Origin of the sequence: Cloacibacillus evryensis DSM 19522 (assembly GCF_000585335.1) — a bacterium.
Lineage (GTDB): Bacteria > Synergistota > Synergistia > Synergistales > Synergistaceae > Cloacibacillus > Cloacibacillus evryensis.
In genome coordinates, this window is record NZ_KK073872.1 from 2,785,380 (window position 1) to 2,812,378 (window position 26,999).

25 protein-coding genes and 1 riboswitch are annotated in these 26,999 nt (G+C 58.4%); of the genes, 11 read left to right on the forward strand and 14 right to left on the reverse strand.

Annotation, left to right across the window (positions count from 1 at the left end; all coding sequences use genetic code 11):
- Positions 1 to 116: 116 nt before the first annotated feature.
- The 8 genes from CLOEV_RS12495 (at position 117) to CLOEV_RS12530 (ending at position 7,840) form a co-directional block, all read left to right on the forward strand.
- Entirely contained in the window at positions 117 to 1,613 is a 1,497-nt protein-coding gene (locus CLOEV_RS12495) for a monomeric [FeFe] hydrogenase (RefSeq protein WP_034444097.1), read from the forward strand.
- Positions 1,614 to 2,096: 483 nt separating this feature from the next.
- A complete protein-coding gene (gene lysW / locus CLOEV_RS12500; RefSeq protein ID WP_008713429.1) occupies positions 2,097 to 2,264 on the forward strand; it encodes a lysine biosynthesis protein LysW in 168 nt (55 codons plus the stop codon).
- Between the two features lie 3 nt (positions 2,265 to 2,267).
- Entirely contained in the window at positions 2,268 to 3,107 is an 840-nt protein-coding gene (locus CLOEV_RS12505; protein WP_034444099.1) for a RimK family alpha-L-glutamate ligase, read from the forward strand.
- 208 nt (positions 3,108 to 3,315) lie between these two features.
- A complete protein-coding gene (argC, locus tag CLOEV_RS12510) occupies positions 3,316 to 4,365 on the forward strand; it encodes an N-acetyl-gamma-glutamyl-phosphate reductase (protein WP_034444102.1) in 1,050 nt (349 codons plus the stop codon).
- Between the two features lie 18 nt (positions 4,366 to 4,383).
- Entirely contained in the window at positions 4,384 to 5,193 is an 810-nt protein-coding gene (locus CLOEV_RS12515) for an amino acid kinase family protein (RefSeq protein ID WP_034444105.1), read from the forward strand.
- Complete coding sequence (locus CLOEV_RS12520; RefSeq protein WP_034444108.1) at positions 5,178 to 6,335, forward strand: aspartate aminotransferase family protein; 1,158 nt, start codon at positions 5,178 to 5,180, stop codon at positions 6,333 to 6,335. The genes CLOEV_RS12515 and CLOEV_RS12520 overlap by 16 nt, the downstream gene beginning before the upstream one ends.
- Positions 6,335 to 7,372, forward strand: a complete 1,038-nt coding sequence (locus CLOEV_RS12525) for a M20/M25/M40 family metallo-hydrolase (protein WP_034444111.1) — start codon at positions 6,335 to 6,337, stop codon at positions 7,370 to 7,372. The genes CLOEV_RS12520 and CLOEV_RS12525 overlap by 1 nt, the downstream gene beginning before the upstream one ends.
- A 114-nt stretch (positions 7,373 to 7,486) precedes the next feature.
- The gene (locus tag CLOEV_RS12530; RefSeq protein ID WP_008713455.1) at positions 7,487 to 7,840 is read left to right on the forward strand and encodes a hypothetical protein; all 354 of its coding nucleotides are present in this window, start codon (positions 7,487 to 7,489) and stop codon (positions 7,838 to 7,840) included.
- Between the two features lie 87 nt (positions 7,841 to 7,927).
- Here the strand turns inward: CLOEV_RS12530 and CLOEV_RS12535 are convergent, their stop codons facing one another.
- The 7 genes from CLOEV_RS12535 to CLOEV_RS12565 all read right to left on the reverse strand — a co-directional run bounded on the left by CLOEV_RS12535 (position 7,928) and on the right by CLOEV_RS12565 (position 14,980).
- Positions 7,928 to 8,890: a helix-turn-helix domain-containing protein gene (locus tag CLOEV_RS12535; protein WP_034444113.1), complete on the reverse strand. Its 963-nt coding sequence runs from the start codon at positions 8,888 to 8,890 to the stop codon at positions 7,928 to 7,930.
- A gap of 5 nt (positions 8,891 to 8,895) precedes the next feature.
- On the reverse strand, positions 8,896 to 9,597 hold the full coding sequence (gene rpe, locus CLOEV_RS12540) for a ribulose-phosphate 3-epimerase (protein ID WP_051485072.1): 702 nt from the start codon (positions 9,595 to 9,597) through the stop codon (positions 8,896 to 8,898).
- On the reverse strand, positions 9,576 to 10,772 hold the full coding sequence (locus tag CLOEV_RS12545) for a PASTA domain-containing protein (protein ID WP_034444115.1): 1,197 nt from the start codon (positions 10,770 to 10,772) through the stop codon (positions 9,576 to 9,578). The genes rpe and CLOEV_RS12545 overlap by 22 nt, the downstream gene beginning before the upstream one ends.
- A 15-nt stretch (positions 10,773 to 10,787) precedes the next feature.
- Entirely contained in the window at positions 10,788 to 12,107 is a 1,320-nt protein-coding gene (locus tag CLOEV_RS12550; RefSeq protein ID WP_008713468.1) for an RsmB/NOP family class I SAM-dependent RNA methyltransferase, read from the reverse strand.
- A 297-nt stretch (positions 12,108 to 12,404) separates the two neighbouring features.
- Positions 12,405 to 13,094, reverse strand: coding sequence for a zinc metallopeptidase (locus tag CLOEV_RS12555; RefSeq protein ID WP_008713469.1), 690 nt, complete (start codon positions 13,092 to 13,094; stop codon positions 12,405 to 12,407).
- A 54-nt stretch (positions 13,095 to 13,148) separates the two neighbouring features.
- Positions 13,149 to 14,297, reverse strand: a complete 1,149-nt coding sequence (locus tag CLOEV_RS12560; protein WP_008713470.1) for a DegT/DnrJ/EryC1/StrS family aminotransferase — start codon at positions 14,295 to 14,297, stop codon at positions 13,149 to 13,151.
- Positions 14,298 to 14,311: 14 nt separating this feature from the next.
- Positions 14,312 to 14,980: a GntR family transcriptional regulator gene (locus tag CLOEV_RS12565; protein WP_008713471.1), complete on the reverse strand. Its 669-nt coding sequence runs from the start codon at positions 14,978 to 14,980 to the stop codon at positions 14,312 to 14,314.
- Positions 14,981 to 15,268: 288 nt separating this feature from the next.
- Between CLOEV_RS12565 and CLOEV_RS12570 the strand changes: the two genes are divergently transcribed.
- Positions 15,269 to 15,487 (forward strand): hypothetical protein, encoded by a 219-nt coding sequence (locus CLOEV_RS12570; RefSeq protein ID WP_245591161.1) that lies wholly within the window; start codon positions 15,269 to 15,271, stop codon positions 15,485 to 15,487.
- A 114-nt stretch (positions 15,488 to 15,601) separates the two neighbouring features.
- Positions 15,602 to 16,522 carry a bifunctional helix-turn-helix transcriptional regulator/GNAT family N-acetyltransferase gene (locus CLOEV_RS12575; protein ID WP_034444119.1) on the forward strand — a complete coding sequence of 307 codons (921 nt, stop codon included), beginning with the start codon at positions 15,602 to 15,604 and terminating at the stop codon, positions 16,520 to 16,522.
- A 60-nt stretch (positions 16,523 to 16,582) separates the two neighbouring features.
- Here the strand turns inward: CLOEV_RS12575 and thiC are convergent, their stop codons facing one another.
- The 5 genes from thiC to CLOEV_RS12600 all read right to left on the reverse strand — a co-directional run bounded on the left by thiC (position 16,583) and on the right by CLOEV_RS12600 (position 23,450).
- Positions 16,583 to 17,890: a phosphomethylpyrimidine synthase ThiC gene (gene thiC, locus CLOEV_RS12580; protein WP_034444121.1), complete on the reverse strand. Its 1,308-nt coding sequence runs from the start codon at positions 17,888 to 17,890 to the stop codon at positions 16,583 to 16,585.
- 63 nt (positions 17,891 to 17,953) lie between these two features.
- Positions 17,954 to 18,060: riboswitch (TPP riboswitch) on the reverse strand.
- 168 nt (positions 18,061 to 18,228) lie between these two features.
- A complete protein-coding gene (locus CLOEV_RS12585; RefSeq protein ID WP_051485074.1) occupies positions 18,229 to 19,422 on the reverse strand; it encodes a sodium/glutamate symporter in 1,194 nt (397 codons plus the stop codon).
- Between the two features lie 65 nt (positions 19,423 to 19,487).
- Positions 19,488 to 20,846, reverse strand: a complete 1,359-nt coding sequence (locus tag CLOEV_RS12590; protein WP_034444123.1) for an aminotransferase family protein — start codon at positions 20,844 to 20,846, stop codon at positions 19,488 to 19,490.
- A gap of 25 nt (positions 20,847 to 20,871) precedes the next feature.
- Complete coding sequence (gene ilvD, locus CLOEV_RS12595; RefSeq protein WP_051485075.1) at positions 20,872 to 22,554, reverse strand: dihydroxy-acid dehydratase; 1,683 nt, start codon at positions 22,552 to 22,554, stop codon at positions 20,872 to 20,874.
- The gene (locus CLOEV_RS12600; protein WP_034445918.1) at positions 22,554 to 23,450 is read right to left on the reverse strand and encodes an NAD(P)-dependent oxidoreductase; all 897 of its coding nucleotides are present in this window, start codon (positions 23,448 to 23,450) and stop codon (positions 22,554 to 22,556) included. The genes ilvD and CLOEV_RS12600 overlap by 1 nt, the downstream gene beginning before the upstream one ends.
- Before the next feature lie 223 nt (positions 23,451 to 23,673).
- Here CLOEV_RS12600 and CLOEV_RS12605 point away from each other — a divergent pair, with 223 nt between their 5' ends.
- Positions 23,674 to 24,546 (forward strand): MurR/RpiR family transcriptional regulator, encoded by an 873-nt coding sequence (locus CLOEV_RS12605; protein WP_034444125.1) that lies wholly within the window; start codon positions 23,674 to 23,676, stop codon positions 24,544 to 24,546.
- Positions 24,547 to 24,625: 79 nt separating this feature from the next.
- Here CLOEV_RS12605 and CLOEV_RS12610 read toward each other — a convergent pair whose 3' ends face one another.
- Both CLOEV_RS12610 and CLOEV_RS12615 read right to left on the reverse strand, forming a co-directional pair.
- Positions 24,626 to 25,801, reverse strand: a complete 1,176-nt coding sequence (locus tag CLOEV_RS12610; protein ID WP_008713475.1) for an amidohydrolase — start codon at positions 25,799 to 25,801, stop codon at positions 24,626 to 24,628.
- Positions 25,801 to 26,982 (reverse strand): amidohydrolase, encoded by a 1,182-nt coding sequence (locus CLOEV_RS12615; protein WP_008713477.1) that lies wholly within the window; start codon positions 26,980 to 26,982, stop codon positions 25,801 to 25,803. The genes CLOEV_RS12610 and CLOEV_RS12615 overlap by 1 nt, the downstream gene beginning before the upstream one ends.
- Between the last annotated feature and the right edge of the window lie 17 nt (positions 26,983 to 26,999).

Below are 26,999 nucleotides of genomic sequence, written 5' to 3' on the forward strand. Positions count from 1 at the left end.
ATTATTTATTTTATAAATTTTCGCTATTTTATATCTTCTGAAAAAATTTACATACTGTTACTGCGGCACAAATTAGTGTATAGTCTTCCCATAATCGCAAGGGAGATGGGGAAGAGATGCTTTCAAATCATCTGATAGAGGTAAAACGCTGGGTAATAAGGAGCATCGCCGGGGCGTATATACACAGCAGGGAGATACCCGGCGGCAGTTACGCACAGGACAGCGACTTCCGCCAGAGCGTGAAGAAGCTGCCCTTCGTGCATATTCCTCCGGGTTCCGCCGCAAGATACCGCTGCTGCGTCTATAAAGAGCGCGCGATCGTCCGCCTGCGCGTCCTCGCCGGACTCGGCTTCAGCGTGGAGGCTGACGACGAAATGACCTCGCTGCTCGAATATGCCGACCGCGCGCTTAAGAGACACCAGATAGAGGGGCCGGCGCTGACGATCATCGACATCGCCTGCAAGGGCTGCGTCAACGCCCGCTATTATGTCACCGAGCTCTGCCAGGGCTGCCTCGCGCGCCCCTGCGAGAGCGTCTGCCCCTTTGGAGCCATCCACGTCGAGGACGGTCATTCAAGAATAGAAAAAACAAAATGCAAAAACTGCGGCCGCTGCAAAGAGGTCTGCCCCTATCACGCCATCGCCAAGATCGCCGTCCCCTGCGAAGAGAGCTGCCCGACAAACGCGATACAAAAGGATGAAAACGGCGTCGCCTCCGTCGACCACGCGAAATGCATCAGCTGCGGCTGCTGCGTCGCCGCCTGCCCCTTCGGCGCCGTCCTTGAGCGCAGCCAGATCGTGGACGTCGTGCGCGCGCTCGACAGCCGCAAACAGATATACGCGCTCGTCGCCCCAGCCATCGCCGGACAATTTGAAGCGAGCTTCGCCCAGCTCGTCACCGCGATAAGGGAGCTCGGCTTCTCCGACGTGGTGGAAGTGGCGCTCGGAGCGGATAAGACAGCCGTGGACGAGGCGGAAGAGCTGCGCGAGCGCATGGCGAACAAGCGCCCCTTTATGACCACCTCCTGCTGTCCGGCTTACATCCAGGCGGCGCGCCGCCATATGCCGGAGCTTACGCCGCACATTTCGGACACCCCGACACCCATGCACTTCACCGCCGAAATGATGAAGACGAAGAACCCCCGCAACATAAACGTATTCATCGGCCCCTGCGTCGCGAAGCGCAAGGAGGCGATGGAGGACTCCTGCGTCGACTACGTCATGACCTTTGAAGAGCTCTCGGCCCTATTCGAAGCGGCCGGGATAAACCCCTCCGCGTGCGAGGAGGCGGAGCTTAAAAAGAACGCCTCCGCCCAGGGGCGCGGCTTCGCCATAAGCGGCGGCGTCGCCGCGGCGGTCAAACGCGCGCTGGGAGAGGAGGCCGAAATCCGCACCACCTGCATAAACGGCCTCAGCAAGGCCACGATGGCGCAATTGAAGGCCTACGCGAAAAACGGCGCGCCGTTCGACCTCATAGAGGTAATGACCTGCCCCGGAGGCTGCATCAGCGGCGCCGGCGTCGCGATGCGCGACAAAAAGGCGAAGGACGGAGTGGAAAAATTCGTGCGTGAGAGCGAACCGCTGCGGGTCAATAACGACGGATGCGGCCAATAGCGACGACACACGATAAAGCCGGCGGAGGGAGCGTGTTTTCTGGACTCCCTCCGCTGGCACGGATACGGACAGGCTCTGCCGGATAAATATTTATCCGGCCTCCGAATTTCCGCGCGCGACAAGAAAATTGATAAAGTTATACACTAAACCCCCGTCTGCATCGGGGCAAACTCATCAAACCTTTTAACGCGCCGGGCGGCGGCATGGGAGCGGCAGGAAACCATTCCTGCGTCCCAGCCCCGCCTTGATTTTCGCATCGAATTACCCCTTGACAAATACAAAGTTAGGAGTATCATACCTCCCCAGGATAAATGAACTTTTTATTATTTTATCCATTCGAAATAGTTAAATATCGCGCTTTTTATAAACTTAAGTAATATAAAAAGAGAATTAAGAGACACCTGCGATATAATTATTAGAAAATATTATAATAAAAAGTTCATAAAGTTAATTAAATATAATTTTAATGGAGGTATTTTTATTATGACTGCTACTTGTATCGTATGTGAGGCAAACGTATCCGTTCCCCAGGATTGCTGCGAGGGAGAGCTTCTTATCTGCCCGGACTGCGGCACTGAACTTGAGGTGGTAGCGCTCGATCCGCTCACTGTGGAAGAGGCGCCGCAGGTGCAGGAAGACTGGGGCGAATAGGTAATGGCAACGCTGCGCATTCTCTTTACAAGGCTCCGTACCGAGGAGAAATTGCTGAAAGAGGCGGCGGAACGCCTCGGCATTCCCTGCGAGCTGCAGAATGTCAGCGACACCGTCTTCGGCGGCGGGCCCTTCTGCCCGGCTGACGACGTGGTGCTCGCGCGCTGCGTCTCGCACAATCAGAATGAGGGCGTCGCCCAGATGCTGGAGACGCAGGGGATCACGGTGGTAAATTCTTCGCGCGTGATGGGGATCTGCGGCAATAAGCTCACGACTTCGGCGGTTCTCGAACGCGCCGGCGTCCCGCAGCCTAAGTTCCTCGCCGCTTTCACGCCGGAGGGCGCGCTTGAGGCTGTCGAGTCCCTCGGCTATCCGGCGGTATGCAAGCCGATAAGCGGAAGCTGGGGCAGGCTGCTCGCGAAGATCAACGACCGCGAGAGTGCCGAGGCCATATTTGAGCACAAATCGATGCTCGGGGCCATCCACAATACTTTTTACATTCAGGAGTTTGTCGATAAGGGCAGCTTCGACGTCCGCGCTTTCGTCGTCGACGGAGAGCCGCTCTGCGCGATCGCCCGCACGAGCGAGCACTGGATCACGAACACCGCGCGCGGCGGCTCGGCCTCTAACCTCCCGCTTGACGATGAGACTGCCTCCATCCTCCGTTCAGTACACGCGGCGATCGGCGGCGAGTTCCTCGCGGTGGACCTTTTCAAGACGAACGGACGCTGGGTCGTCAACGAGGTCAACGACGGCGGCGAGTTCCGCAATTCGATAGCCCCTACGGGCAAAGATATCCCAGGAGCGGTAGTAGAAGCCGCCTGGAACAGAAGAAAGGGCTAGTTTATGAGCGGCTGCGTCACGGCTTACGAATCAGCCATAAAGTTTGCGGATAAATGCAAGCGCGGAATAAAGCGGTTGCCCGATGGGTCGTGGATTTTTGCAGCGCCGATTTAAGTTTGTCGGCCTCACAGGCAAAATCACGGCTCGCATCCCGAAGGACGCGGGCCTTTTTCATGCTTAAATAAAATTTTTAGGGAGTGTGCAAGAAATGACAGAGAGGATTCCAGTAACTATATGGGGCGCTACGGGCTTCGCCGGCGCGGAGCTTCTGCGGATATTCGCCCGCCATCCGCATTTTGAGGTCATAGGGGCGGTCTCACGTTCAAAGGCCGGCACGTCGGTCGGCGCGGTCCATCCGCATCTGCGCCATGTATATAACGACCTTACCTTTATTTCGCCGGAGGACGCGGCTTCGCTCTCCGCCGCCGCGGCCTTCCTCGCGCTGCCGCACCGCGCCTCGGCGCAGGAGGCGATGCGCCGCCTTGATGCCGGCGAGCGCGTCGTAGACCTTTCGGCTGATTTCCGCCTGCGCAGCGCGGAGGAATATAAAAACTGGTACGGAGTCGATCATCCGGCGCCGGAGCTTCTCTCCGAGGCGGTCTACGGGCTGCCCGAGCTGCACCGCGCCGAGATGGCCTCCGCGCGCCTCGTCTCCGGCGTCGGCTGCAACGCGACCTCGGCGATCACAGCGCTGCTGCCGCTCGCGAGGGCGGGGCTGATCGAAGAGGCGCGCATCGAGTGCCGCGTCGGCTCCTCCGAGGCGGGAGCCAACGCCGACGAGGGCTCGGCGCACGCGATGCGCAGCCGCGCGCTGCGCGTGGTCAACCCCTTCGTCCACCGCCACATGGCGGAGGTGGTGCAGGAGCTTTCTCTGGCGCAGAGCTCCTTCACGATGGGCGTCACCGCCGTCGAGCTGGTGCGCGGCATCCAGTGCCTCGCCCATGTGACGCTTAACCGCCCGGTGCGCGAGGCCGAGGTATGGAAGCTTTATCGCGCCGCATGGAACGGAGAACCATTCGTCTCCTTCACGCCCGCGAAGCCGGCGCACTTCCGCATCCCCGACCCGCGTTTCGTCGTCGGCAGCAACCGCGTGCTGACCGGCTTTATGCTCGCGGAGGACGGACGCCGGATGATCGCCGCCTCGGCGATAGACAATCTCATGAAGGGCGCGGCGGGCTCCGCGGTGCAGTGCGCCAACCTGATGTTCGGCCTGCCGGAGACGGAGGGGCTCGATATGATGCCCGTCTATCCCGCCTAAGAAAGGAAGTATGCGAAGATGATCGGAGTTGTAAAAATCGGCGGAGCCTCTGGCAACAGGCTCGAGCCGCTCATAGATGAAGTAGCGGAGAGAAACCGCGCGGGCGAACGCTGGATCGTCGTCCACGGCGCAAGCGGCGTGATGAACGACCTCTGCGCCGAACGCGGGCTGGAGGTACGTATGGTTACGAGCCCCTCGGGCTACCGCAGCCGCTTCGTCGGCGAGAGGGAGCGCGAACTCTTTCGCGAGGCGGCGCTCTCCTACGGCGCGCGTATCATTGAGATGCTCGCGGAACGCGGCGTGAAGGCCGTCCAGGCCGATCCGGAACAGGCGCCGTACGCGGCGGCGAAGCGCAAGGATTTTCTGCGGGAGAGCGTGAACGGCCGCATGCGGATACTGCGCGGCAATTACAGCGGCACCGTGACGAAGGTCGAACCGTCGTCGCTTCTCGCGGCTCTCGACGGCGGGCTCGTGCCGGTCGTTCCGCCGCTCGCGCTCGACTCGGAGCTCGGCATTTCGCTGAACATCGACGGCGACCGCCTCGCGGCGCAGATCGCCGGAGCGGTGAGGGCCGACCTCCTGATTATTCTTTCAAACGTCCCCGGCCTTATGAAGGATATCGAAGACCCACGGTCGCTCATCACCAGGGGCAGCCTCGCGGGCTGGGACGTCATCGAGCACTACGCGCAGGGCAACATGAAACGCAAGGTCGTCGCCTGCAAAGAGGCGCTGGAGCTCTCTATCCCCAGCGTCTATCTTGCCGACGGCCGGGTGGAAAATCCGCTCGCAAACGCGATGGAGGGACATTCGACATGGCTGGTTCGTTAAGCGGGCTCTACGGCGGACGCGGCATCGCGCTCACGCACGGCGAGGGCGCCTGGGTCTGGGGCAGCGACGGACGCCGCTATATCGACTTTTTCAACGGACACGGGGCGGCGCTGTTCGGCCACGCAAACCCGGTGCTGACGGAGGCGCTGGCCGAGGCGGCGCGCGGCGTATGGAGCTGCGGCGCGGGCTACGAATCCCCCGCGCGCGAAGAACTCGGAGCCATCCTCGGCGGTGAGCTCGGCGACGGCAGGGTATTTCTCTGCAACAGCGGCACCGAGGCGATCGAAGGGGCGCTCAAGCTCGCGGCGGTGCTCGGCGGCAAACGCCGCGAGATCGCCGCCTCCCGCCGCGCCTTTCACGGCAGGAGCTGCGGCGCGCTCGGCCTCACCTTCAACCCAAAATACCGCGCGCCCTTCACCTCGCTGATCCCCGCGGCGAAGCATTACGCGCCCGAGGATATCCCCGCGAAGATCAGCAACGAGACTCTCGCCGTCTTCATCGAGCCGGTACAGGGAGAGGGCGGCGTCTATCCCATTCCAGAAGAGGTGGGACGGGCCATCACCGAAAGCTGCCACGCGCACGGCGTGCTGCTGATCGCAGACGAGGTGCAGAGCGGCCTCGGCCGCTGCGGCTCCTTTTTCGCTTCGGCGGAAAGAGGGCTTGCGCCGGATATCATTTGCCTCGCGAAAGGGCTCGCTGGCGGCATGCCGGCGGGAGCCGTCGTCTGGCGCGGAGAACTCGGCGACTTCCCGCCGCACTCTCACGGTTCGACCTACGGCGGCAACGAACTTACAGCGCGCGTCTCGCTCGCGGCGCTCAAATACATAAAAGAAAACGGCCTCTGCGCCCACGCGGCGAAGACAGGCGCGTTTATAAGGGAAGAAATTTCACGGAGGTCCATTCCCCTCGTCGGCGACGTCCGCGGCGCTGGGCTGCTGATCGGCGTCGAGACGGAGATACCCTCGCAGGATATCGTCAAGGCGCTGCAGGAAAACGGCCTGCTCTCTCTCGCGGCCGGGCCGCGCGTCGTTCGTTTCCTGCCCTCCTTCGCCGTCACTGAAGAGATCGCGCGCGAGGCCGCGGACATATTTGAAAGAACGATGAACGATCTCGACGCACGGCGTAACGAGGGGGTGGCGTAGTGCGTCTGCCTGAATCAGTCGGGCTTCTCGTCGACATCGTCGCCGTGCCCAGCCCCACCGGACACGAGGAGGACGCGGCGCGGATGCTCGCGGACCGCTTGCCCCGCTTCGGCTGGGAGACCTCCCATTTGGACGGCGCGGGTTCGGTGATCGCGACGCGCGGCAACGGCGACAAAGAGCTGGTGCTGCTCAGCCATATCGATACCGTCCCCGGCGGCCCCAAACTCTTCGTCAACGAGGAGCGGATAGAGGGGCGCGGCTCGGTCGACGCCAAAAGCCCCTGCTGCGCCCTAGCTGTGGGCGGCGGAGCCGTCGAAGTTCCCCGCGACTGGCGGATAACCTTCGTCGCCGCCGTCGGCGAGGAGATAGATTCGCGCGGCGCGCGCTTCCGTATGCCGCTTCACGAGCCGGCGGCCCTCGTCGTCGGAGAGCCGCCCGGCAGCAACGGCGTCGCCCTCTCATATCGAGGGCGCATCCTCTTCTCATTCGTCGCGGAGGACAGCGGCGCGCACCGCTCCGGCAGCCCGGGCCCGATGTCAGACACCGTGCTAGCCGCCGCCTCGATGATGCAGATAACGGAAAATATGGGCAAGGGTTATTCGATCGCGATCATGGAGATGGAGGGACACGAGGCGGGAAGACGCTCCGCCTCCATCACGATGGACCTGCGGACCCCCATCGGCGCGCAGCAGGAGGAGCTGGAACTGATGCTCAACGAGACCGCCGCCGCCTTCGGCGTCGGGTTGAATGTGATCGAGTACGTTCCTCCTCATGAGGTGCATAAATCGGACCCCGTGATACGCGCCTTCCGCACGGCGATACGCGACGTCACCGGCGAGCCGCCGCGCGTGCTCGCGAAACAGGGCACCTGCGATTTCAACGTCCTCTCCACCTGGGGCTGCCCCATGGGCGCCTTCGGCCCCGGAGACTCCAAATACGACCACAGCTCAAACGAGCAGATCGAGATAAAGGAGTTCCTGCGCGGCATCGAGGTGGTAAAGGGCGCGCTGCCGAAGGTGATGGAGGCGATACGGTAACGGGCGGCCCGGCCCTCCTTGGCGGGAAACTTGATACGGTATTTCCACCGTCACAGTTTCCCCACAATTATGCTGTATAATATATGCTACATAAAGAGAAGGAGGGCGTTTCAAATGATACTGAAAAGAGGCTTGACCGCACTGTTCGCCGTGCTGACGGTGATGGCTGCCGGCGCCGCTTTCGCCCATCCGCCCACAGATGTCAATGCGAGCTGGAACAAGGGCGGCGGCACCCTGACCGTTACGGCGTCACATCAGGTGAACGACAGGACGAAGCATTATGTCATGACGCTTATCGTAAAAGAGGGCGGCAATCAATTACTGATGAAAAAATACACTGAACAGCAGTCCAACGACGGTTTCTCCGACACGGTGCCGCTCAGCGGAATAAAACCGGGGACAAAGCTCACTATAGAGCTCATCTGCAATATCATGGGAACGACTGAAAAGACGATAACGATTCAATAAACGGCCCCACCGGGCCGGCCTAAAAATCGGGAGGAGGCTTTCAAGCCCCCTCCCTGTTTTTATCTTTGCCGTTAACGGCGCGGTTTTCTAGTTTTTATCGGTAATTCTGCCGTCGTACCAGTAGTACCTTGTGATCGGGTTGGCGGCGGGACCTACCGGAGCTTCGGCCGCTCCGAACCATGAGACGCCGGTCTTTGCCGGATTCCCATACCGTACACGCAGCGGAACGTCGGCGCGCGGACTGTATTCGCGCGTCTCGCCAGGCTTCAGCAGACCCTCAAAGAGCACCTCTTTCCCGACACTCAGCTTTATCCAGACGACGCCTTGAGGATTTATCCTTATCACCGGGACCGCCGCTGCCGGGGGCGTCTGTTGTTCGGGCGCCGCCGTAGCGGGAGCCGTCTGCGCGGGCGCCGGCGAAGCGGCAGGAGCAGGGGCCGCAGGCGGCTTGCCGTCCATCCAGCCAAGATCCACAGATGCAGGGGCCGGTGCCGGTTGGCTCTGTACCGGCGCGTCGGCGCTTGCAGCCGGAGGCGCCTCCTTCTGCTCGGCCACCATAGAGGCGGTGCCGCCTTCGAGCGGCGTCGTGCCCTCGCTGGTTATCTCGCCGCGGTACTGCCAGGTTATCCAGGCCGCCGCGCCGAGCGAGAGTATCACGATCAGATAGACCCACAGGTATGATTTGTGCCGGAATATCTTCGGGCTGCTGGTATAGCTTGCCTCTGTCTCTTCCTGCCGGTAGGCCTTAAGCGCTTCGTTTTCCTTCTTTGTCAGACGGTCGTAGCGGTCCCAAAGGTCTTCCGCGTTGAGATATCCGCAATACTGCCTCAGAAAACTGCGGCAGAAGGGACCTTTGGGAAGCCGGTCAAGCTGCCCCTCCTCTATCACCGCCAGATGCTTTTTTTGTATCTTCGTCGCGGTCCAGGCATCGTCAAGCGTGAGCCCCTGCGCCTCGCGCAGCTCACGGAGCTTTCGCCCCAGCTCCGCCGTCACTTCCGCCGTTTTTTTGTTTTCGTCTTCTTTTTGCGAGGAATTTGCCCCTGTTGCCATGCAGATTACCCCCTTTGTACCGATCTGCGCATCTCCTTTATTACCTCCGACGGTTCTGGCTGCCCGAAGACCGCGCTGCCCGCGACCACGACGTCGCATCCCGCCTCCGCGATCCGCGCGACGTTTTTCGGCCCGACCCCGCCGTCCATCTCGATCAGATATCCCCACCCATGTTCGCCGCGAACGCGGAAAAGCCAACGGACCTTGTCAAGCGTTTCCTCAATAAAGGACTGCCCTCCATAGCCGGGGTTCACGGACATCACAAGGACGAGATCCGCCATGTGGAGCACCGGCATCAGCGGCTCCGCGGCGGTGCCGGGATTTACCGAAACCCCGGCAAGCACGCCGGCGTCCTTTATCCTCTGCAGCGCGCGGTGTATGTGTTTCGCGGCCTCAAGATGGACCGTCAGCAATGACGGCCCCGCCGAGAGGAACATGTCGAGAAAATCCTCCGCCGGCTCGACCATGATATGTACGTCGAGAAACGCCTGCGGGTATCTTTTGCGCAGCGCCTTGACGAGCGCCGGCCCGTAGGAGAGGTTGGGGACGAAATGCCCGTCCATTATATCCACATGAAGCCAGTCCGCCTCGCCTTTAAGCTCGCCTATATGCCGCTCCATGTTGAGGACGTCGGCCGAAAGCAGCGAGGGGGAAATCAGGATACCCCTCTCCTTTTTTAGTTCTTTTAGTTGTAGCGGTCCTGCCATACAAAATCTCCTCCAAGGAAAATCGTTATGCGAGCCTCGCCGGAATAGGGAACGTTCATCGATATATACTCGCCGCTATTTGCCATGACGTCTTTCAGCACTCGCGTACCGGACGCATCGGTCATCTCTATCTTCAATGAAAGAGGTTTTGTCAGCGGCGGCACCTGATAGCGCACCTTCGCGTGCTTGGTCGGCGCGGCCGGCTCCGCCGGCGCTGGCTTGGGTGCAGGCGTGTTGACGGCGGGCGTCTCCGCCTTCGGCGTCTCGACCTTCGGCTGTTCCGTTTTTGCCGGCTCGGGCTTCTTCTGCTCCGGCTTCTTCTGCTCGGGCTCTTCGGTGACCGGCAGCTTCGACGGTATCGTCGTCGGCGTGGTCTCCTTTATCACGACCTTACGCACCGCCTCGGCGCGCTCCTTATCCTGATCGTTGACCGGCGGAATGTCGTTCGTGGTCTCCGAGGCCAGCGGTTCCCTCGCAAAGGTGAGGTTCACCAGCGAACCGGCGGGGACCTTGGCTCCGCCCTTCGGACGCGACGACAAGACGCTTCCTATCGGCAGCGAGGTCGAAGGCGCGTCCGAGGTCTGGCCAAGCCTTAACCCCAGCTGTTCTATCATCGCCACCGCCGCCTCCTGAGTTTGACCGCGAAGGTCCGGCACCGTTACAAAGGCGCTTTCGCCGCTCGTGCCGCTGCTGACGAGCAGGCTGACCATGCAGTTGGCCGCCACCTGCTGCGGAGAGGCGGGGTTCTGCGCGATTATCGTTCCCGATGGCTTGAGTTTGTCTGTGACCCGTGTCACCTTATCCACCTTGAAGCCGGCTTCGCTGAGTTTCCTGACGCCCTCCTCGAATTTCAGTCCGCGGACGTCGGGGATCGGCTGTATCGCCCCGCCCTTGCTGACCCTCAGCAGGACGACCTTCCCCTTGGAGACCTTCTCCCCGGCGGAAAGGTTCTGTGAGACAACGGTATCCGCCGCCATCGGGGAATCGACCTTGTCCACCTTAGCCAGAAGTCCCCTCTCCTGCAGCGCGTCGACGGCGTCGACAAGCTGCATTCCCGTGACGGCCGGCACCTCGGAATCCTTATCCTCGATAAATACCATTTTTATTCCGATATATGCGCAGCCCATTATCACCAGAAAAGCGAATATCATTCCCCAGCGGTGAATTCTTCCCATTGAACAGACCTCCGTTTATTTCCTTTTAGCGAGAAGCGCCATATAGAACCCGTCCACCCACGGCAGCGCCGGCATGACCGTCGTACCGTAAGGCTTGCCCTTTACCATGAACTTAGCCGTGCGCTCCGCCGGCAGCTCGATAAGATCCGGGCGGCGGGCCATGACTTCGGCGACGACCTTTTCATTTTCATCGCGGAAGAGGCTGCATGTACTGTAAGCCACGATGCCTCCCGGCGCTACCAGGGAGGCGGCGCGTTCCAGCAGCTGCTTCTGCAGCGCGCTGTTCTGCTGTACCTGCTCGGGCGAGCAGCGCCATTTACTCTCCGGGTGACGGCCCCATGTGCCGCTGCCGGTACAGGGAGCGTCGAGCAAAACCGCAGACGGCGCTTCGTCGGGCCTCAATACAAGCGCGTCCCCGATCTTAAATTTCACTCTGCCCTCCGTGTGCATACGCATCATTTCAAATTTAGCGGATTTTATCTTACCATCGGAGAGGTCCCAGCCCTCTATACGCGCCTCTGGCAGGATATCCGCAAGCTGCCCCGTTTTAACGCCGCGGCCGCAGCACATGTCGAGTATCATGCCGCCCTTCCAGCGCCTGGCGATCAGCTCGGCGACGAGCATCGACGATTCGCTTTGCGGCATGATCTGCCCCTCCCCAAAGCCGGGAAGATCTACCGGATACGGATTGGCCGCGGTGCGGACGGAGAACTCAAGAAAGGGCGACGCCCAGCCCTTGCGTCCGGAGGCGTTATATTCCTCGATATACCGGTCACGGTCCACCCCGCGTGAGAGGCGCAGGGAGAGATAGGTCTTCATCCCGCTCGCGCGTACGAGCCGCTTCGCCTCCGGTATAGAAAGTTCTTTCGACCACTGCGCGGCGGCCCAGCCGGGGATACCCCAATAGAGGGCCTGATCCCTCAGCGCGCTGCTCTTTTTAAGCCCGTCGATGAACTTATGCGCATCGTCGGCAACCGTGTGGAGCACGGCGTTTACGAGGCCGATATCCTTTGCCTCGCCGCCGTTTTTTATCGCCTGCACCAGTCCGTTTATCAGGACCGGCAGCGCGAAATACTTAAGCTCCACGATCCCGGCGATGCCGATCATCAGCGCGTTCGTCGCGAGCGGTGACAGGTCGCGAGGATTTCGCTTGCAGTATTTGAGCAGCACCGTCTTCCAAAGACTCTGCCGTCTCAGCGTGCAGTAAACAAGCGTTGCGGCGAGCTTGCGGTCGCCGGGCGCGATATTGTTATAAACCTTCCTCAGCGCCTCGGAGGCGAACGCCCCGTTTTGCACCTCTCCATATATCGTAAGAGCGGCCTCTAATCCCCTCATAAGATCAACCCCTTATTGCGTGGGAAAGGATGTCTCGCAGCATCCCCTCTCAACGGTTTCTATTATACTATACGAAAAAGATAAAAACTCCGGCCGCGCACCCCTGCGGCAACAAGGCAACTGCTCCCCTCGCGGGGAGCAGTTTAAAATTTTATCGCCCTCCGGCGAATGTCGTGTTGAGCGCGAAGCAAAACGAGCCTGTCCGTGAGAAAAGACGGGCCTGATATCGGCGCGAATGATAAGCGGCGGCTTCCGTCATATATCCCGCTCTCCGGACAATGTCGCTCCGCGGCGACTTTAATCGCGGCGCATATTGCGCAGCGCAAGCAGGCGCACAAGCTGCAGCACGGTCATCACAAGCGCCGCCACATAGGTCAGGGCCGCCGCGTCGAGCACGGATTTGGCGCCGCCCAGCTCGCTCCCCGAGAGCGTGTTCGTCTCGCTGAGCAGCTTCAGCGCCCTCGCGCTCGCGTCAAACTCAAGCGGCAGGGTGACCAGGTGAAAGACGAGTACGCCGCAAAAGAGCAGTATCCCCGCGTTAAGCAGATTCAGCGATCCGAAGATGAGGCCGACGAAGAAAAGCGGCATCGAAAGCGTGGAGCAGAACTGCACCCCCGGCGCGATCGCATTGCGGAACTTCAGAAAACCGTAGCCCTCCTTATCCTGTATGGCATGGCCGACTTCGTGAGCGGCAACGCCGATGGCGGCGATGCTGCGGCTGGAATTTACACTGTCCGAAAGGCGCAGCACCTTTGAGCGCGGGTCATAGTGGTCCGTCAGCTCTCCGGGGACGCGTTCGATCTTAACTCCCGTCAGGCCGCGGCGATCCAGCAGCATGCGCGAGACCTGTTCGGCCGTGACTCCGCTTACAGCGCGGATCTCACTGTATTTCGCAAAAGCGCCCTTGACCTTGAACTGAGCCCACATTGAAAACAACAGGGCGGGTATCAGCACGATGATCGTCGGGTCGAAAAACGGATAGAACATCCGTGGCACCTCCTAATTTAAATTATCTATATTATAGTCTAATTTGGTCAATTTTTATTTGCCGACGCCGTAAAAATCAGCAATTTCATTTACCACGCGTTCCTGTTCCTCAGGCAGCAGCTCGGGGAACATCGGCAGCGCGAGCACATCCTCCGCTAACGCCTCGGAAACCGGGAAATCGCCTTTGCCATAGCCAAGATATGAGAAACAGTGCTGCAGATGGAGCGGCAGCGGATAATAGACGCGCGTCGTCACGCCGCGTTCGTCAAGAAATTTCTGAAGTTCGTCGCGCCTCTGCGCGCGGACGACATACTGGTGATAGACGTGACGCCCTCCCGCGAGCTCCGCCGGCGGCGTGATGAGCTCAAGCAGCCCCTTCTCGGCAAAGAGCGTCATATAACGTTCGGCGACGATGCGGCGCTCCTCGTTCCACCCTTCGAGGTGGCGCAGGCGCACGCGCAGGATGGCCGCCTGCAGCGCGTCGAGGCGGCTGTTGATGCCGACTTCTTCGTGGAAATATGTCTTGCCGGCGCCGTGGACCCGCAGGCTCTTCACGCGCTGCGCGAACTCAGGGTTGTCCGCGATGGAGACCATGCCGCCGTCTCCGTAGCAGCCAAGGTTTTTCGTCGGGAAGAAGGAAAAACAGCCCATGTCGCCGACGGAACCGCTGCGCGCCACGCGGCCGCCGATCATCCGGTGGGCGCCGATGGCCTGGGCGCAGTCTTCGACAAGGGCGATGCCGCGGTTTTTCAGCTCGTCCTTTATCTCCTCCAGCGGGCACATCTGCCCGAAGAGGTGGACGGGGAGGACCGCCTTGGTGCGCGGAGTGATCTTCGCGATGATGTCTTCGCTGTTTATATTGTAAGTGACGGGATCGACATCCGCAAATACCGGCGTCGCGCCGTTGCGCGTGATGCAGCTCGCCGTGGCGAAGAAGGTAAACGGCGTCGTGATGACCTCGTCTCCCGGTTTCAGATCAAGCGCCATCATCGCCAGAACGAGAGCGTCGGTGCCGGAGGCGCAGCCGACGGCGCTCTTTACCTCGAGATAGGCGGCGATCTCCTTCTCCAGCGCCTCGACCTCCGGGCCGAGGATGAAATGCTGAGTATCGAGCACTCTGAGGACGGCGACGTTTACCTCTTCCTTCACGCGCGCATAATTTCTCGTAAGGTCGAATGACGGTATCTTTGTATTTTCTGTCATGATATTACCTCCGTTTAATCTCTGTTTCTGAAATCGGGAACCTCAAGCGCCCTGTGCGAATGGTGCAGGTGCTCCCTCATAAACTCCTGCGCCCGCTCCTTGTCACGCTGGGCTATCGCGCGTAATATCGCCCGATGCTCCTGTGACGAAGAATTGTCCTTTTCGTCGAACTGGTCGTAAAAGAAAATATAGACGTTGGTGCGAAGCATGATATTGTCAATATACTCGCAGAGCACCGTATTCTTTCCTGACTCCGCGATAAGGCGGTGAAAAGTGTTATTGGCCTCAAGAAAGGCGTCGATATCCTTATTTTCAAAGGCGCCCTCTTCCGAGCGCAGCACCTCTTCGAGACGCTCGAGCACGCGGCGGTCCATACCGTTGCGGCAGGCAAGCTCGACGCTGAGATTTTCAAGATATTCGCGCACATTGTAGGCGTTCTCCATCTCATTCACGGTCGGGGCGGCCACTCGCGCGCCGCTGTTGGGAACTATCTTCACCAGCCCCTCGTTGGCGAGACGCCTCAACGCCTCCCGCACGGGAGTCCTGCTGACTCCCATCTCTGTCGCTATCTTTACCTCCAGCAGTCTCTGCGCCGGCTTCAGCTCTTTGCTGACGATCTTGCCGCGCAGATCAAGGTAGACGAAATCCGAAGATGTGTTGTATATCCTGGAACGCTGCATCATTACAAAATAATCCCCCTAGATGTTGCCTGTTGCGATAAACTCTTCCCTAGACTTATCCTGTATAAAATTTTCAACTCCCCGCGAAACGCGTGAAGAGAACGCTATGGGAGCTTTGGCCCCTCATAGTGTAGTACAAGAACAATTAATCTTAGCATAAAATCCCGTATCCGCAATATCTTTTCTTTCCTCCTGTAAATCGGCGCGAATAAGCACCGTATGCGTCATAAACGTTTGCTTGCCATAATTGGGCGGCAATACTACAATTACCCAATGAGTAAACGATTGATTGTGCTGTTCCTGTCATTTTCTACTATAATCGCCTTCGGCTACGCGCTCGGAGGGCTTGGAAGCTACGCGATGGGCGTGCCCAAGCCGCTGCCGATCGCCGCGGGGCTTATCGGCGGCACTTTCTGCGCCTGGCTCGCGCTGAAGATATGGCGGCTCTACCTGACGGAGATCGAAGAGGAGAACCGGCGGCTGGAGGAAAAACGCGAAGAGGAAGAATAATTTTTACGCTGACGCGCGCCTGCGACAGCAATTTTAAATAGTTGACTTTGTCCATCAATTTGCCTATCATAATGGACGAAGTCAACTATTATATTATAAGGGGATCGCTCAGCAATGGACAATAACATGGACACCATCACCGAGATCAGGGCCTTTAACCGCTTCTACACGGGGGTGATAGGGCTGCTCGACCGGCACATTCTTGATTCGGGCTACTCTCTCACCGAGGCGAGGGTGCTGCTCGAGATCGGCAGGACGAAGAACTGCACCGCCAACCGGCTCGCCGGAGCTCTCGGAATAGACCGCAGTTATATGAGCAGGATCGTCGTGAAATTTGAAAAAGACGGGCTCGTCACACGGGCGGCGAACAAAAATGACAGCCGCGCAAGCGACATCCGGCTGACGAACGAGGGGAGGCGCGTCCTTCGCGGCCTCGACGAACGTTCCAACCGGCAGATAGAGCGGCTCATCTCCGGACTCGGCGAGGATGAGCGCGGCAAACTCCGGCAGGCGATGAGGACGATAAAAAAATATCTCGAGGCCGCCCCCGCCGGGTTCTCCATCCGCACATTCCGCGAGACGGACGTGGACTACGTGATCGAGAGGCAGCTCTCGCTTTACGAGACGGAGCGCGGCTTTTCCTCAGAAATATGGCAGCGTTACCTGCGGGAGGGCGTGCTGGCGCTGGTGGACCGTTTCGACCCGGAGCTCGATAATATCTACATCCTCGAGAGCGCCGGCGCTCCCGCCGGCTGCGTAGCCGTAACCCACACCGACGCGAAGACGGCGCAGCTGCGCTATTTCTTCCTCGAGCCTGAACTGCGCGGCCTCGGCGCGGGGCAAAAGCTCTTTGATAAGGCGCTCGATTTCTGCCGAGAAAGGGGCTATCACCGCGCATTCCTCTGGACGGTCAGCGCCCAGGAGGCGGCGAGACGCCTTTACGCGGCGAAGGGCTTCAAAATCACTGAAACGGGCGAAAACTCGGAATGGGGCGTCCCCGTTCTCGAAGAGCGCTGGGACCTGGAGCTGCGATAAGAGCGGCGTCACAGGCATGGGCGGCGGCCGTGCCCGCGCCGCCGTCCATGCCATCAGCCTCTATTCGTCAAAAATAGAGACGATCTCCCCATCGAGTATCCGGTTCATGTTCCTCACGGCGCAGAAGTTGCCGCACATGCTGCAGGTATCCTCTTTCTCGGGCTTTGATTCGGCTCGGTATCGCCTCGCCTTTTCCGGGTCGATCGCCAGCTCGAACATCTTTTCCCAGTCAAGCTTTTTACGCGCGAAACTCATGCGGTCGTCCCATTCCCTCGCGCCGGGCACGCCCTTCGCGATGTCGGCGGCGTGCGCCGCGATGCGCGCGGCGACGATCCCCTCTTTGACGTCGTTCACATCCGGCAGACGCAGGTGCTCTGCGGGCGTCACGTAACAGAGGAAGGCCGCGCCGCTCGCCGCGGCCAGCGCGCCGCCGATCGCGGAGGTGATGTGGTCGTAGCCGGGGGCGACGTCGGTGACGATCGGTCCGAGCACGTAGAAGGGCGCGCCGTGGCAGAGCGTCTTTTCTATCTCCATGTTCGCCGCGATCTGGTTCAGCGGCATGTGCCCCGGCCCCTCTATCATCACCTGCACGTCGCGCTCCCAGGCCCGCTTCGTCAGTTCGCCGAGCGTTATCAGCTCCTCAACCTGCGAAGCGTCGGTGGCGTCCGCGAGACAGCCGGGGCGGCAGGCATCGCCGAGGCTCAGCGTCACGTCATAATCGCGGCATATTTCGAGCAGCTCGTCGAAACGTTCATAGAAGGGATTTTCTTTGCCAGTCATCTCCATCCAGGCGAAGATTATCGAGCCGCCGCGTGAGACGATGTTCGTCAGGCGCTTGTTCTTTTTGAATTTATGCGCCGTATCGCGGTTGATGCCGCAGTGTATCGTCATGAAGTCAACGCCGTCCTCGGCGTGCATCCGCGCGATATCGATCCACTCCTCCGTCGTTATCTGCGCCAGCGGCTTGTTATAGTAGACGACGGCGTCGTAGATCGGCACCGTGCCGATCATCGCCGTACAATTCCCCGTCAGATGGCGGCGGAATTTCCGCGTGTCGCCGAAGGAGCTCAGGTCCATGATCGCCTCGGCACCCATTTCGACGGCGCTTTGCACCTTTTTGAACTCCATCTCAAGATCGGTCATATCACGCGAGGTACCGAGGTTGACGTTGATCTTCGTCTTAAGCATCGAGCCCAGTCCATTGGGCGATAAGGCGGAGTGCAGCCTGTTGCATGGTATTATCGCGCGTCCCTCGGCCATCAGCCCCATAAGCTTGTCCGTTCCGATGCGCTCCTTCTCCGCGACCGCCGCCATCTCCTTTGTCAAGACGCCCCGGCGCGCCGCCTCCATCTGTGTTGAATGATCCATCGTGCCACCACTTTCTTCGCAGAAATTAAGCGGGGAACACCCGAATAGGCATTCCCCGCTTAAAAGACATTTATGCTATCTTCCTACGGCGGCATTACCCGCATCAGGTGTAAGGGTCGAAGTAAATAACTTCCTCTCAGCCTGCCGCGCAAGCTCCCCTGCTTTGTTGTTTAATTAGAACACGCCTCTTTCCTTTTTGTCAAGCGCGTGAGAAAAAAAATACGCGGGCCTTCCACGATGGCAATAAAAAAGGAAGCCGGGGAACAAACGCTCTCCGGGCTCCTTTCATAAAACTATATAGTTCTGAAGAGGGCTTTACTATTCAATAGCGTCCGCGGTCAGCGGCACCAATTCAACCACATGGTTATGATCGCGGCATTAGTAAAGTTGCAAAAGAGACCGCCTATCACAGGAACCACCAGGAACGCCAGTTTTGAATAGCGATATTTGACGCGGAGAGCGTTCATATTAGCCATCGCGACAGGTACCGCCCCTAAACCGAAGCCGACATGCCCGGCACAGATCACGGCCGCATCGTAGTTTTTTCCGGTAAGGTTGAAGGTGAGATAGCGGGCAAAAAGATACATCAGCAGCACCTGGGCCAGCAGTACAACCATAATGGGAAGCGCCATGTCGATAAGTTCCCAGAGCTTCATCGTATAAATCGCCATTGAAACGAAGACCGTCAGGAATACGTCCCCGATCGTCTCTATTTCAACCTCCGGCACATCGGCCTTCTTCGCGTCCAGCGCCACCCTCATCACAGCCCCACCGCACATCCCCATCACATGAGACGACAGTACGACGGAGGGGAAGAAATAGTTGAACACCGATTGCATGATCATACCGACGCCAAGCGCCACGAATATGAGAAAGAACGATTTGGGTATCTCGCCGACAGAAACCATCGCGGCGGATTTTTCCGGCGATTCCGTATCCATGGAGCCGTCGGCAACACTGTCCAGCAGATGTTTTTTCTGGATCAGGCTGTTGGCGAGCGGGCCTCCAAGCAATGATCCGCTGACGAGCCCAAAGGTGGCGGCGGCTATCGCGACCGAAAGCGCCCCGGGGTAATCGGGCGGAGCGAAGGAAGCCGCATAGCCGTGCCCTCCGGTCATCGGGATGGAACCGGTCATCAGCGCTATCATCGGCTCCAAGCCTAGCATCGTGCCCAGCGATACGGAAAGGACATTCTGCAGAAAAGCAAGCAGAGAGGCCAGTATCAAGAACACAATGACAACCTTGCCTCCTTTTTTAAGGACGACCATGCTGGCGCCAAATCCGCTGGCAGTAAAGAAGAGGTCCATGAAAAACCCCTGGTAGGAGTTATCAAAGGTAAATCCGACGACTCCCGTCAAGCGAAGGGCCAGCGCCAACGCCGCGAAAAGCAGCCCGCCTACGACCGCCCCAGAGATACAGTATTTTCTGAAAACAGATACCTTGGAATTTATCCATTCGCCCAGCAACGCTAATATGACCGCGAAGAAAAGGGTGTAAACGCTGCTGAATTGGATATTGTAAAGTTCATTCATCGTATATCTCTCCCGTAATCCCAGCTTATCTTATCATAAGGATATTTATTCGGAGGATAAAAGCGTCAGCGAAGTTCATCGCAAACTTGCTTTATCGCGGCGTCGAGCGCGGAGATGAGAATATCGACCTCTTCGCGGCTGATGGTGATCGGCGGGGTGATCTGGATATGATCTCCGCGCACTCCATCGGCGGAGCCGCCTCCGGGATAGGGAACGATGCCGCGCTCCAAGCAATATTCGGTGATCTTGCCCTTTATGTTCTGTTTTGTCTCGAAAGGCTCTTTGGTAGTTTTATCGCGCACGAACTCGATGCCGCACATCAAGCCTTTGCCGCGCACGTCGCCGACGATAGGATATTTGTACAGTTCTTCGAGTTTGGCAAGGAGGTATTCGCCCTGCACGGCGGCATTGTCGATATAATGCTCGCGTTCGATAATTTCCATCACCTTGCAGGCGATCCCTGTCGAAAGAGGGTTGCCGGCGTAAGTATGTCCGTGATGAAAGCTTCCGGAACCGTCGATCATGATGGCGTTAAAAACCTTCTCCGACGCGACGGCCGCTCCGATTGGAGTATAGCCGCAGCTCATCCCTTTTGCAGTGCAGAGGATATCGGGGATCGCGCCGCCGAAATGTTCCACCGCCATTTTCTTTCCTGTCCTTCCGCACCCCGCCATAACCTCGTCGTCGATCCACAGAACGTCATATTTGTCGCAGATGCTCCGCACCATCTGGAAGTATACGGGCGCGGGGTGAATCCCCGGGCAGGCGGAGCCTACGACCGGCTCGCTTATAAAGGCCATGACATTCTCCGGCCCCTGGCGAAGTATCTCGGACTCAAGAGCTTCCGCAGCTTTGACGCTCGTCTCCATCAGTGTGCCGCAGCCCCATGGATTGCGGTAGTGATAGAACTGGGGTATTTTTGGGAACTGCAGCAGTATCGGATCAAAAACCTTTTTGCGGCCGCTTATGCCCGTAACGGAAAGCGCTCCCAGCGTATTTCCATGGAAACCGTTCCACTTCGATATCACTTTCCATTTGCTGCTGGAGCCGTCGCGTTCGATGAAATACTGGCGGGCCATTTTCAGGGCTGTTTCCACAGCCTCGCTTCCGCCTGAAACGAAGTATACGTGATCGAGGTCTCCAGGCGTCCATGAAGCAAGCTTTTCAGCGCACGCCTCGATAGTATCCACCGTCCACCTTGAAAGGTGGGTAAAGGCTATCCTTGCCATTTGCCCGCGGGCGTAATCGGCGATCTCGGCGTTGCCGTGGCCGATATTGGCGACAGCCGATCCCGAGCACGCGTCGAGGTACCTTTTTCCGTTCTCGCCATAGAGAAAGACGCCTTCGCCTTTCACTATCTTAGGGTAACGCCATGTCTGTGTCCTGTAGAATACGTTGTTGCGCGGTGCGTTGTTTGCTGCCATGATACATAACCTCCCGATTGATATTTTATTCTTTATGATTTGAGCCGCCGTAGAGCCAGACGGCGCCTTCGTCCGCCCCTCGCACTCCCTGGCGGTAAGCCTCAAGGATCCCGTCGGCCTTCCGTGCCGGCCTGACTACTTTTTTCCGCCGCTCTTCCAGAATTTCGTCGGAGACGAAGAGCGTCAGGGACTTTTTATTAAGGTCTATCTCAATAGCATCGCCGTTTTGCACAAGTCCGATAACACCGCCGTCCCACGCCTCCGGCGTAATGTGGCCGACGCACGGGCCCCTGGTCGCGCCTGAAAAACGGCCGTCGGTGATCATGGCCACGGACGTATGCAGCCCCATTCCGACAAGCATCGCCGCCGGTATAGACATCTCCCGCATGCCGGGGCCGCCCTTAGGCCCCTCATAGCGGATCACCAGGACCGACCCCTTGGCGACAGAGCCACCCAGCAGATAATCACGAACCTCCTCCTCCGAATCAAAAACGACGGCCGGCCCCTTATGGCAATACATGCTGGGATCGACCCCGGTCTTCTTTACCACTGCTCCTCGGGGGGCGAGGTTTCCAAAGAGAATCGAATAACATCCGTCCTGAAATTTTGAATCGGCCGGCTTAGAAATCACATCTTCGCAATCAACATGGGGAGTATTTTCTATATGATCTTTCAGCGTTCCCCCCATAGCCGTAGGAAGGCTCGTGTCGACGTAACCGGCAATTTGCCTAAGCACGGAAAGGACGCCTCCGGCGCGATGGTAGTCGCTGATGTTATATTCCGACGCGGGTTTGAATTTTGCCACTACGGGGACGGCGGCCTGTTCCCTGTCAAAATCAGAGAGGGAAATGGGGTGCCCCATAGCTTTGGAGATCGCCGGAATATGCAGGGCGGCGTTTGTCGAGCCGCCGGTGGCGGAGATATAGCGGATCCCGTTGTTGAGCGAGGCTGGATTAAATATTTTCGAAAACGACGTCTTATTTTTAACCAGTTCGACAACACGTTCTCCGACGTCTCTCGCCTGTCTGGATTTTTCCGAAGCGCAGAAAAGCATCGTCGAACTCCCAAACGGAGCGACGCCTACGGCCTCTAAAAAAGAGCCCATCGTATTCGCCGTACCGTACATGGAGCATGTTCCTTGGGAGAAGCAAATATTTTTCTTCCAGCCAGAAAAAGTCGCCGCGTCTAGCTCGCCGCTGTTGACCTTGCCGATCGCCTCTTTGAGGTCACATGTGACATAATCCTTCCCGCAGCTCTGATAGGGCAGCATCGCACCCGCCGTGATAAAGAGCGAGGGAAGGTCAAGCTTTGCGGCCGCCATAAGCATACCTGGGACAATCTTGTCGCAGGAGCAGAGAAAAACCAATCCGTCGAACCCATGCGCCCTGACCATCGCCTCAATGGAAGCCGCGATAAGGTCCCGCTGAGGAAGCACATAATGCATCCCTTTTCCCTGCGCCATCCCATCGCATGGCGCGGGAACGCAAAACTCAGCGGGTGCGCCTCCGGCCGCCCACACGCCCTCCTTTACATAAAGCGCCAATTGGGAGAGCGGCTTATGGCCGGGGTTCACGTCGTTGCAGGAATTGACGACGCCAATAATCGGCTTCGCGAGATCTTTGCCGCGATACCCGACTGACGACATCAGCCCCTCGTAATAGGCCTCGGTTATATTCCGCGGGTCTCCGCGTTTCTCCGTCTCGCCCATCACGCCCGAGCCCCTGCGCGAAAAACTACGCCGAGCAGCTCTTCATAGACCTTTATCATAGCGCCCTTGTCTTCCCCGCCAAGTCCGCGCAGCAACGCCGTCTGATAGGTCGACGTCGCCGCGCTTAACACCGGCAGAGGTATCCCGTTGTTCGCGGAGAGCTCGGCCGCGCTGACGAGATCTTTATACGCGTTTTCCATAAAATACCCCTGGGAAAATATTCCCTTGAGCACTCTGGGAATAAAAAATTCAGAGGCATAGCTTCTGCCGGTTCCGCTGTTGACGATCGCCCCTACCTTTTCCGGGTCGAGCCCCAGCTTTACAGCCATCGGCAGTATCTCGGCCAAAGCCGCGGCGTTGATATCGAACAGCAGCTGATTGATCAATTTTGCGAGCTGGCCGCACCCCGGCCCGCCCATAAAGAGAATATTGCTGCCCATCATTTCAAAATATGGCCTTACATATTCAAAGGTTTCATAGTCGCCGCCGCACATCACCGAAAGAGTGCCGTCTTTGGCGCGCGCCTCCATGCCGGAAACAGGGGCGTCGAGAAAACGCACTCCTTTCGCCATAAGGGCGTTGTGGAGTTTTATCGTCGAATCATAAGAGATGGTGCTTAGATCCGCCACAACTTGCCCGCGAGACAGCTTTTCCAAAAGGCCGTTCTCGCCGATCAATAGATTTTCAACTATCCGCGCGTTTGGCAAAGAAAGAAAGATGATACCTGCCGACGCAATTTGGTGGATATCATCCACCGGTTTTATTCCAATTTCTGAAAGTTCACGATAACAGGCGCTAGAAACATCGTAAGCCATTACCTCGTCTTTATGCTTCATAGCCAGGTTTACAGCCATATTTTTGCCCATTTTTCCCAAGCCGACAAATCCAAGCTTCACCGGAACCACCCCTTTACTCTCTTTTAGATAAAAGCGACAACATGGTTAAAATACACCATATTACGGAGCAAGTCAATCATTTTGCAAAAAATAATGGATTATTTCCATTATTTAAATATATACATAGTTTTTTGTAGTAAAATTTACTTTTTCTTGTCAAGAATCGACTACTCATGTAAAATAACGGAGAAAATTCATCAATAAAAATCGGAGATGGCACATTATGAATAAAACGGATTCCAACCCTTTAGTCCCCGCGGGGAACGCCATGGAACGCATCAGAATGATGCAGCCCTCTTTCAGCAAAAGCCACAAAAAGATCGCGGACTTCATTCTGCAAAACTATGAAAAGGCTGTTTTTTTGACATCGTTCAAGATGGGGCAGCAATGCGGCGTCAGCGAATCAAGTATCATCAGATTTGCCACGACGCTCGGTTACTCCGGATATTCCGAGTTTCAGCGCGAGATACAGGATTTGTTAAAAACTCAGATCACCATGTCGCAGCGGCTGAAAGAAACTTCGTTAAGCGGCGACGGCGGGATCATGCAGGGCATGATGCAAAAGGGGATAGACGGTATCCAGTATGCCATGATGAATCTCAATGAAAAAGATTTTGACCGGGCGGTCGCCGTGCTGTCACAAGCAAAGAGAGTATTTCTCGTCGGTTCAAGAAGCTCCTATGGGCTGGTCTATTACTTCGCGTTCGTTCTCAACTGGATCAGAGAGTCGGTATTCGCGGTCAATTGCAGCAACGAAATTATCGATTATCTGGCGACGCTGACCGAAGACGACGCCGTACTAGCCATAAGTCTGCCCAAATACCCCAAATCCACGGTCGACGCTTTGGAGGCAGCGCGCAGCAAAGGCGCCCATACGATAGCCATCACCGATACGATGACCTCTCCGCTCATACCTCACTCTGAAATATCTCTGCTCGTATATACGGAGCTGCTCTCATATTCCGACAATATCGCCCCTGTAATGTGCCTGATAACCGCCCTGCTGACCGCCATTGGCGCCGCAGACCCACAGAAGACGGCGGGGCTGCTGGAAAAGCACGAAGCTTTGTGGGAGGAATCCGGCATTTACGCGTGAGAGAGCGGTAAAAAACCGGCGCGGGCCGGAGTTATCACAATTCCTTCGCCCGCGTCGATTTTACATTTTTCCTGTACTTTTATTTTGCGAGGAAATCCGCCGCGAACTGTGCCGCGAGCGCGGCTCCCATGGGGAGTATTTTTTCGTCTATCGTGTAGCATTCGTGATGATTCGACATGCCAGACCCCGGGACATCCTTACTGCGTCCGCCGATGAAGCCGTAAACTCCCGGGGTGTCCTCCATGAGGAAGGAGAAATCTTCGGAGCCCATGAGCTTTTCAAAGGGGACGAGCACATCTTCGCCGAAGAGTTTGACCGCCGCGCCGCGCGCCGTCTCCACGACCTTTTCGTCGGAGTTTATCACCGCGGGGCAGAGGTATTTGTAATCGAGCTCCGCCGTGCAGCCGTAGCCGGCGGCCACATCCCGGGCGGTCTTTCTGATCATCTCCTCCATCTTCATGCGGAACTTCGGGTCGAAGGTGCGCACGGTGCCGTCCATGACGGCTTTGTCGGCGACGATGTTGAAGCGCTGCCCCGCGTCGAAGGTGCCGACTGTGAGAACGAGCGAGTTGAGCGGGTTGTTGACGCGGCTGACGATGGTCTGCAGCGCCATGATTACCGCCGAGGCGGCGACGACAGCGTCGCGGCCGAGATGCGGCGCGGAGCCGTGGCTCGCCTCGCCCCTGACCGTCAGCGTAAACATGTCGCAGGAGGCCATGCGCTCGCCGTGGGCGATGTTTATCTTGCCGGCGTCGACCAGCCCCCAGACATGAGCGCCGTAGACAGCGTCAACACCCTTCATCAGCCCGCGCTCGACCGCGCCTTTGGCGCCCAGCGCGAGCTCTTCGGCGGGCTGGAAGAAGAACTTGACCGTGCCGCCGAGCTCGCCGCGCATCTCCGTAAGGATCTTCGCCGCGCCGAGCTGCATCGCGATATGCGCATCGTGCCCGCAGGCGTGCATCCTGCCCTCGTTCCGCGAGGCGAAGGGAAGGCCGGTCGCCTCTTTTACGGGCAGGGCGTCGATGTCGGCGCGCAGCAGCACCGTTTTTCCGGGCGTAGCGCCTTCCAGCGTCGCGACGCAGCCGTACATTCCCTCGAAGCGTTCGACGGGAAGCCCCATCGCCTCGAGGTCCTTAACGACGGCCTCCGTCGTCTCCGCCTCGTGCTCCGTCAGTTCGGGACGGGCGTGGTAGTATCTGCGCCTCTCCACGATATAGTCGTTGTATTTCGCGGCCAGCGCTTTGATGTCAGCCATTACTTCGCCGCCCTTTCGTCTGTAAAGTCTTTCGCGAACTGCGCGTAGAGCGCCGCGCCGCGGTGCAGCGCATCCTCGTCGACGGTGAATTTGTCGCTGTGGTTCGAGTACGTGATGCCGCAGGCGGGGTTGAGCGCGCCGATGAAGCCGTAAAAGCCGGGGACCTTCTCCATGAAGTAGGCGAAGTCTTCCGAGCCGGTGAGGCGCGGCATCGTCGTGAGGATATCCTCGCCGTAAAGCTTGACGGCGGCCTCTCTCGCGATCCGGTTGAGGTCGTCGTGGTCGTTGATGATCGGTCCGGGGAAGCGGTCGTATTGCAGCTCCGCCTCGCAGCCGAGAGCTTCGGCGGTGTTCTTTATTATCTTTTCGAGCTGTTTGTCGATCGTCTTGCGCAGCTCGCGCGAATAGGTGCGCACGGTGCCCTCCATCACCGCTTCGTTGGCGATGATGTTGAAGCGCTGCCCTCCGTGTACGGTGCCGACGGAGACGACGAGAGTGTTGAGCGGGTCGTTGACGCGGCTGACGAAGGTCTGGAGGTTCATGACGATAGAGGCAGCCGCGACCACCGCGTCGCGGCCGAGGTGCGGCGCCGAGCCGTGGGCGGTGAGGCCGCGGACGGTGATCTTGAAGTTGTCGCAGGAGGCCATGCGGCCGCCGGGCTCGAGGCTCATGAGCGGCGCGTCGAGCGTGCCCCAGATGTGCATGCCGAAGATCGCGCCGACGCCGTCGAGGCAGCCCCTTTCGACGTAATACTCCGCGCCGTGGCAGGATTCCTCCGCCGCTTGAAACAGCAGCTTCACCGTTCCGCTGAGCTCGTCCCTCATCTCCGAAAGTATCTTAGCCGCGCCGAGCAGCATCGAGATGTGCGCGTCGTGTCCGCAGGCGTGCATTTTGCCCTCGTTTTCCGAGGCGAAGGGCAGCCCCGTCTTTTCGACCGAGGGCAGCGCGTCGATGTCGGCGCGCAGCATCACCGTGGCCCCGGGCTTTCCGCCTTCGATAGTGCCGATGAGGCCGTAATAATCGGGGAAGGTCTCGACGGCGATCCCCATCGCCTCGAGTTCGCCCCTGATCGCCGCCGTCGTCTCCCTCTCCTCAAACGAAAGTTCGGGATGGGCGTGGAAGCGGCGCCTTTGGGCGACGATGTAGCCGTTGTGCCTCTCGGCAGCTTCTTTTATATTCATTTCAAGCCTCCTAATTT

Coding starts and splice junctions, on each gene's coding strand:
- CLOEV_RS12565 (WP_008713471.1), bottom strand. CDS start 14,980: ATGATGCAGCGTTCCAGGATATACAACACATCTTCGGATTTCGTCTAC.
- argC (WP_034444102.1), top strand. CDS start 3,316: ATGACAGAGAGGATTCCAGTAACTATATGGGGCGCTACGGGCTTCGCC.
- CLOEV_RS12520 (WP_034444108.1), top strand. CDS start 5,178: ATGGCTGGTTCGTTAAGCGGGCTCTACGGCGGACGCGGCATCGCGCTC.
- ilvD (WP_051485075.1), bottom strand. CDS start 22,554: ATGGGCGAGACGGAGAAACGCGGAGACCCGCGGAATATAACCGAGGCC.
- CLOEV_RS12530 (WP_008713455.1), top strand. CDS start 7,487: ATGATACTGAAAAGAGGCTTGACCGCACTGTTCGCCGTGCTGACGGTG.
- CLOEV_RS12550 (WP_008713468.1), bottom strand. CDS start 12,107: ATGAGGGGATTAGAGGCCGCTCTTACGATATATGGAGAGGTGCAAAAC.
- CLOEV_RS12505 (WP_034444099.1), top strand. CDS start 2,268: ATGGCAACGCTGCGCATTCTCTTTACAAGGCTCCGTACCGAGGAGAAA.
- CLOEV_RS12590 (WP_034444123.1), bottom strand. CDS start 20,846: ATGGCAGCAAACAACGCACCGCGCAACAACGTATTCTACAGGACACAG.
- lysW (WP_008713429.1), top strand. CDS start 2,097: ATGACTGCTACTTGTATCGTATGTGAGGCAAACGTATCCGTTCCCCAG.
- thiC (WP_034444121.1), bottom strand. CDS start 17,890: ATGGATCATTCAACACAGATGGAGGCGGCGCGCCGGGGCGTCTTGACA.
- CLOEV_RS12555 (WP_008713469.1), bottom strand. CDS start 13,094: ATGTTCTATCCGTTTTTCGACCCGACGATCATCGTGCTGATACCCGCC.
- CLOEV_RS12610 (WP_008713475.1), bottom strand. CDS start 25,801: ATGGCTGACATCAAAGCGCTGGCCGCGAAATACAACGACTATATCGTG.
- CLOEV_RS12545 (WP_034444115.1), bottom strand. CDS start 10,772: ATGGGAAGAATTCACCGCTGGGGAATGATATTCGCTTTTCTGGTGATA.
- CLOEV_RS12585 (WP_051485074.1), bottom strand. CDS start 19,422: ATGAATGAACTTTACAATATCCAATTCAGCAGCGTTTACACCCTTTTC.
- CLOEV_RS12615 (WP_008713477.1), bottom strand. CDS start 26,982: ATGAATATAAAAGAAGCTGCCGAGAGGCACAACGGCTACATCGTCGCC.
- CLOEV_RS12605 (WP_034444125.1), top strand. CDS start 23,674: ATGAATAAAACGGATTCCAACCCTTTAGTCCCCGCGGGGAACGCCATG.
- rpe (WP_051485072.1), bottom strand. CDS start 9,597: ATGGCAGGACCGCTACAACTAAAAGAACTAAAAAAGGAGAGGGGTATC.
- CLOEV_RS12495 (WP_034444097.1), top strand. CDS start 117: ATGCTTTCAAATCATCTGATAGAGGTAAAACGCTGGGTAATAAGGAGC.
- CLOEV_RS12535 (WP_034444113.1), bottom strand. CDS start 8,890: ATGGCAACAGGGGCAAATTCCTCGCAAAAAGAAGACGAAAACAAAAAA.
- CLOEV_RS12560 (WP_008713470.1), bottom strand. CDS start 14,297: ATGACAGAAAATACAAAGATACCGTCATTCGACCTTACGAGAAATTAT.
- CLOEV_RS12515 (WP_034444105.1), top strand. CDS start 4,384: ATGATCGGAGTTGTAAAAATCGGCGGAGCCTCTGGCAACAGGCTCGAG.
- CLOEV_RS12575 (WP_034444119.1), top strand. CDS start 15,602: ATGGACAATAACATGGACACCATCACCGAGATCAGGGCCTTTAACCGC.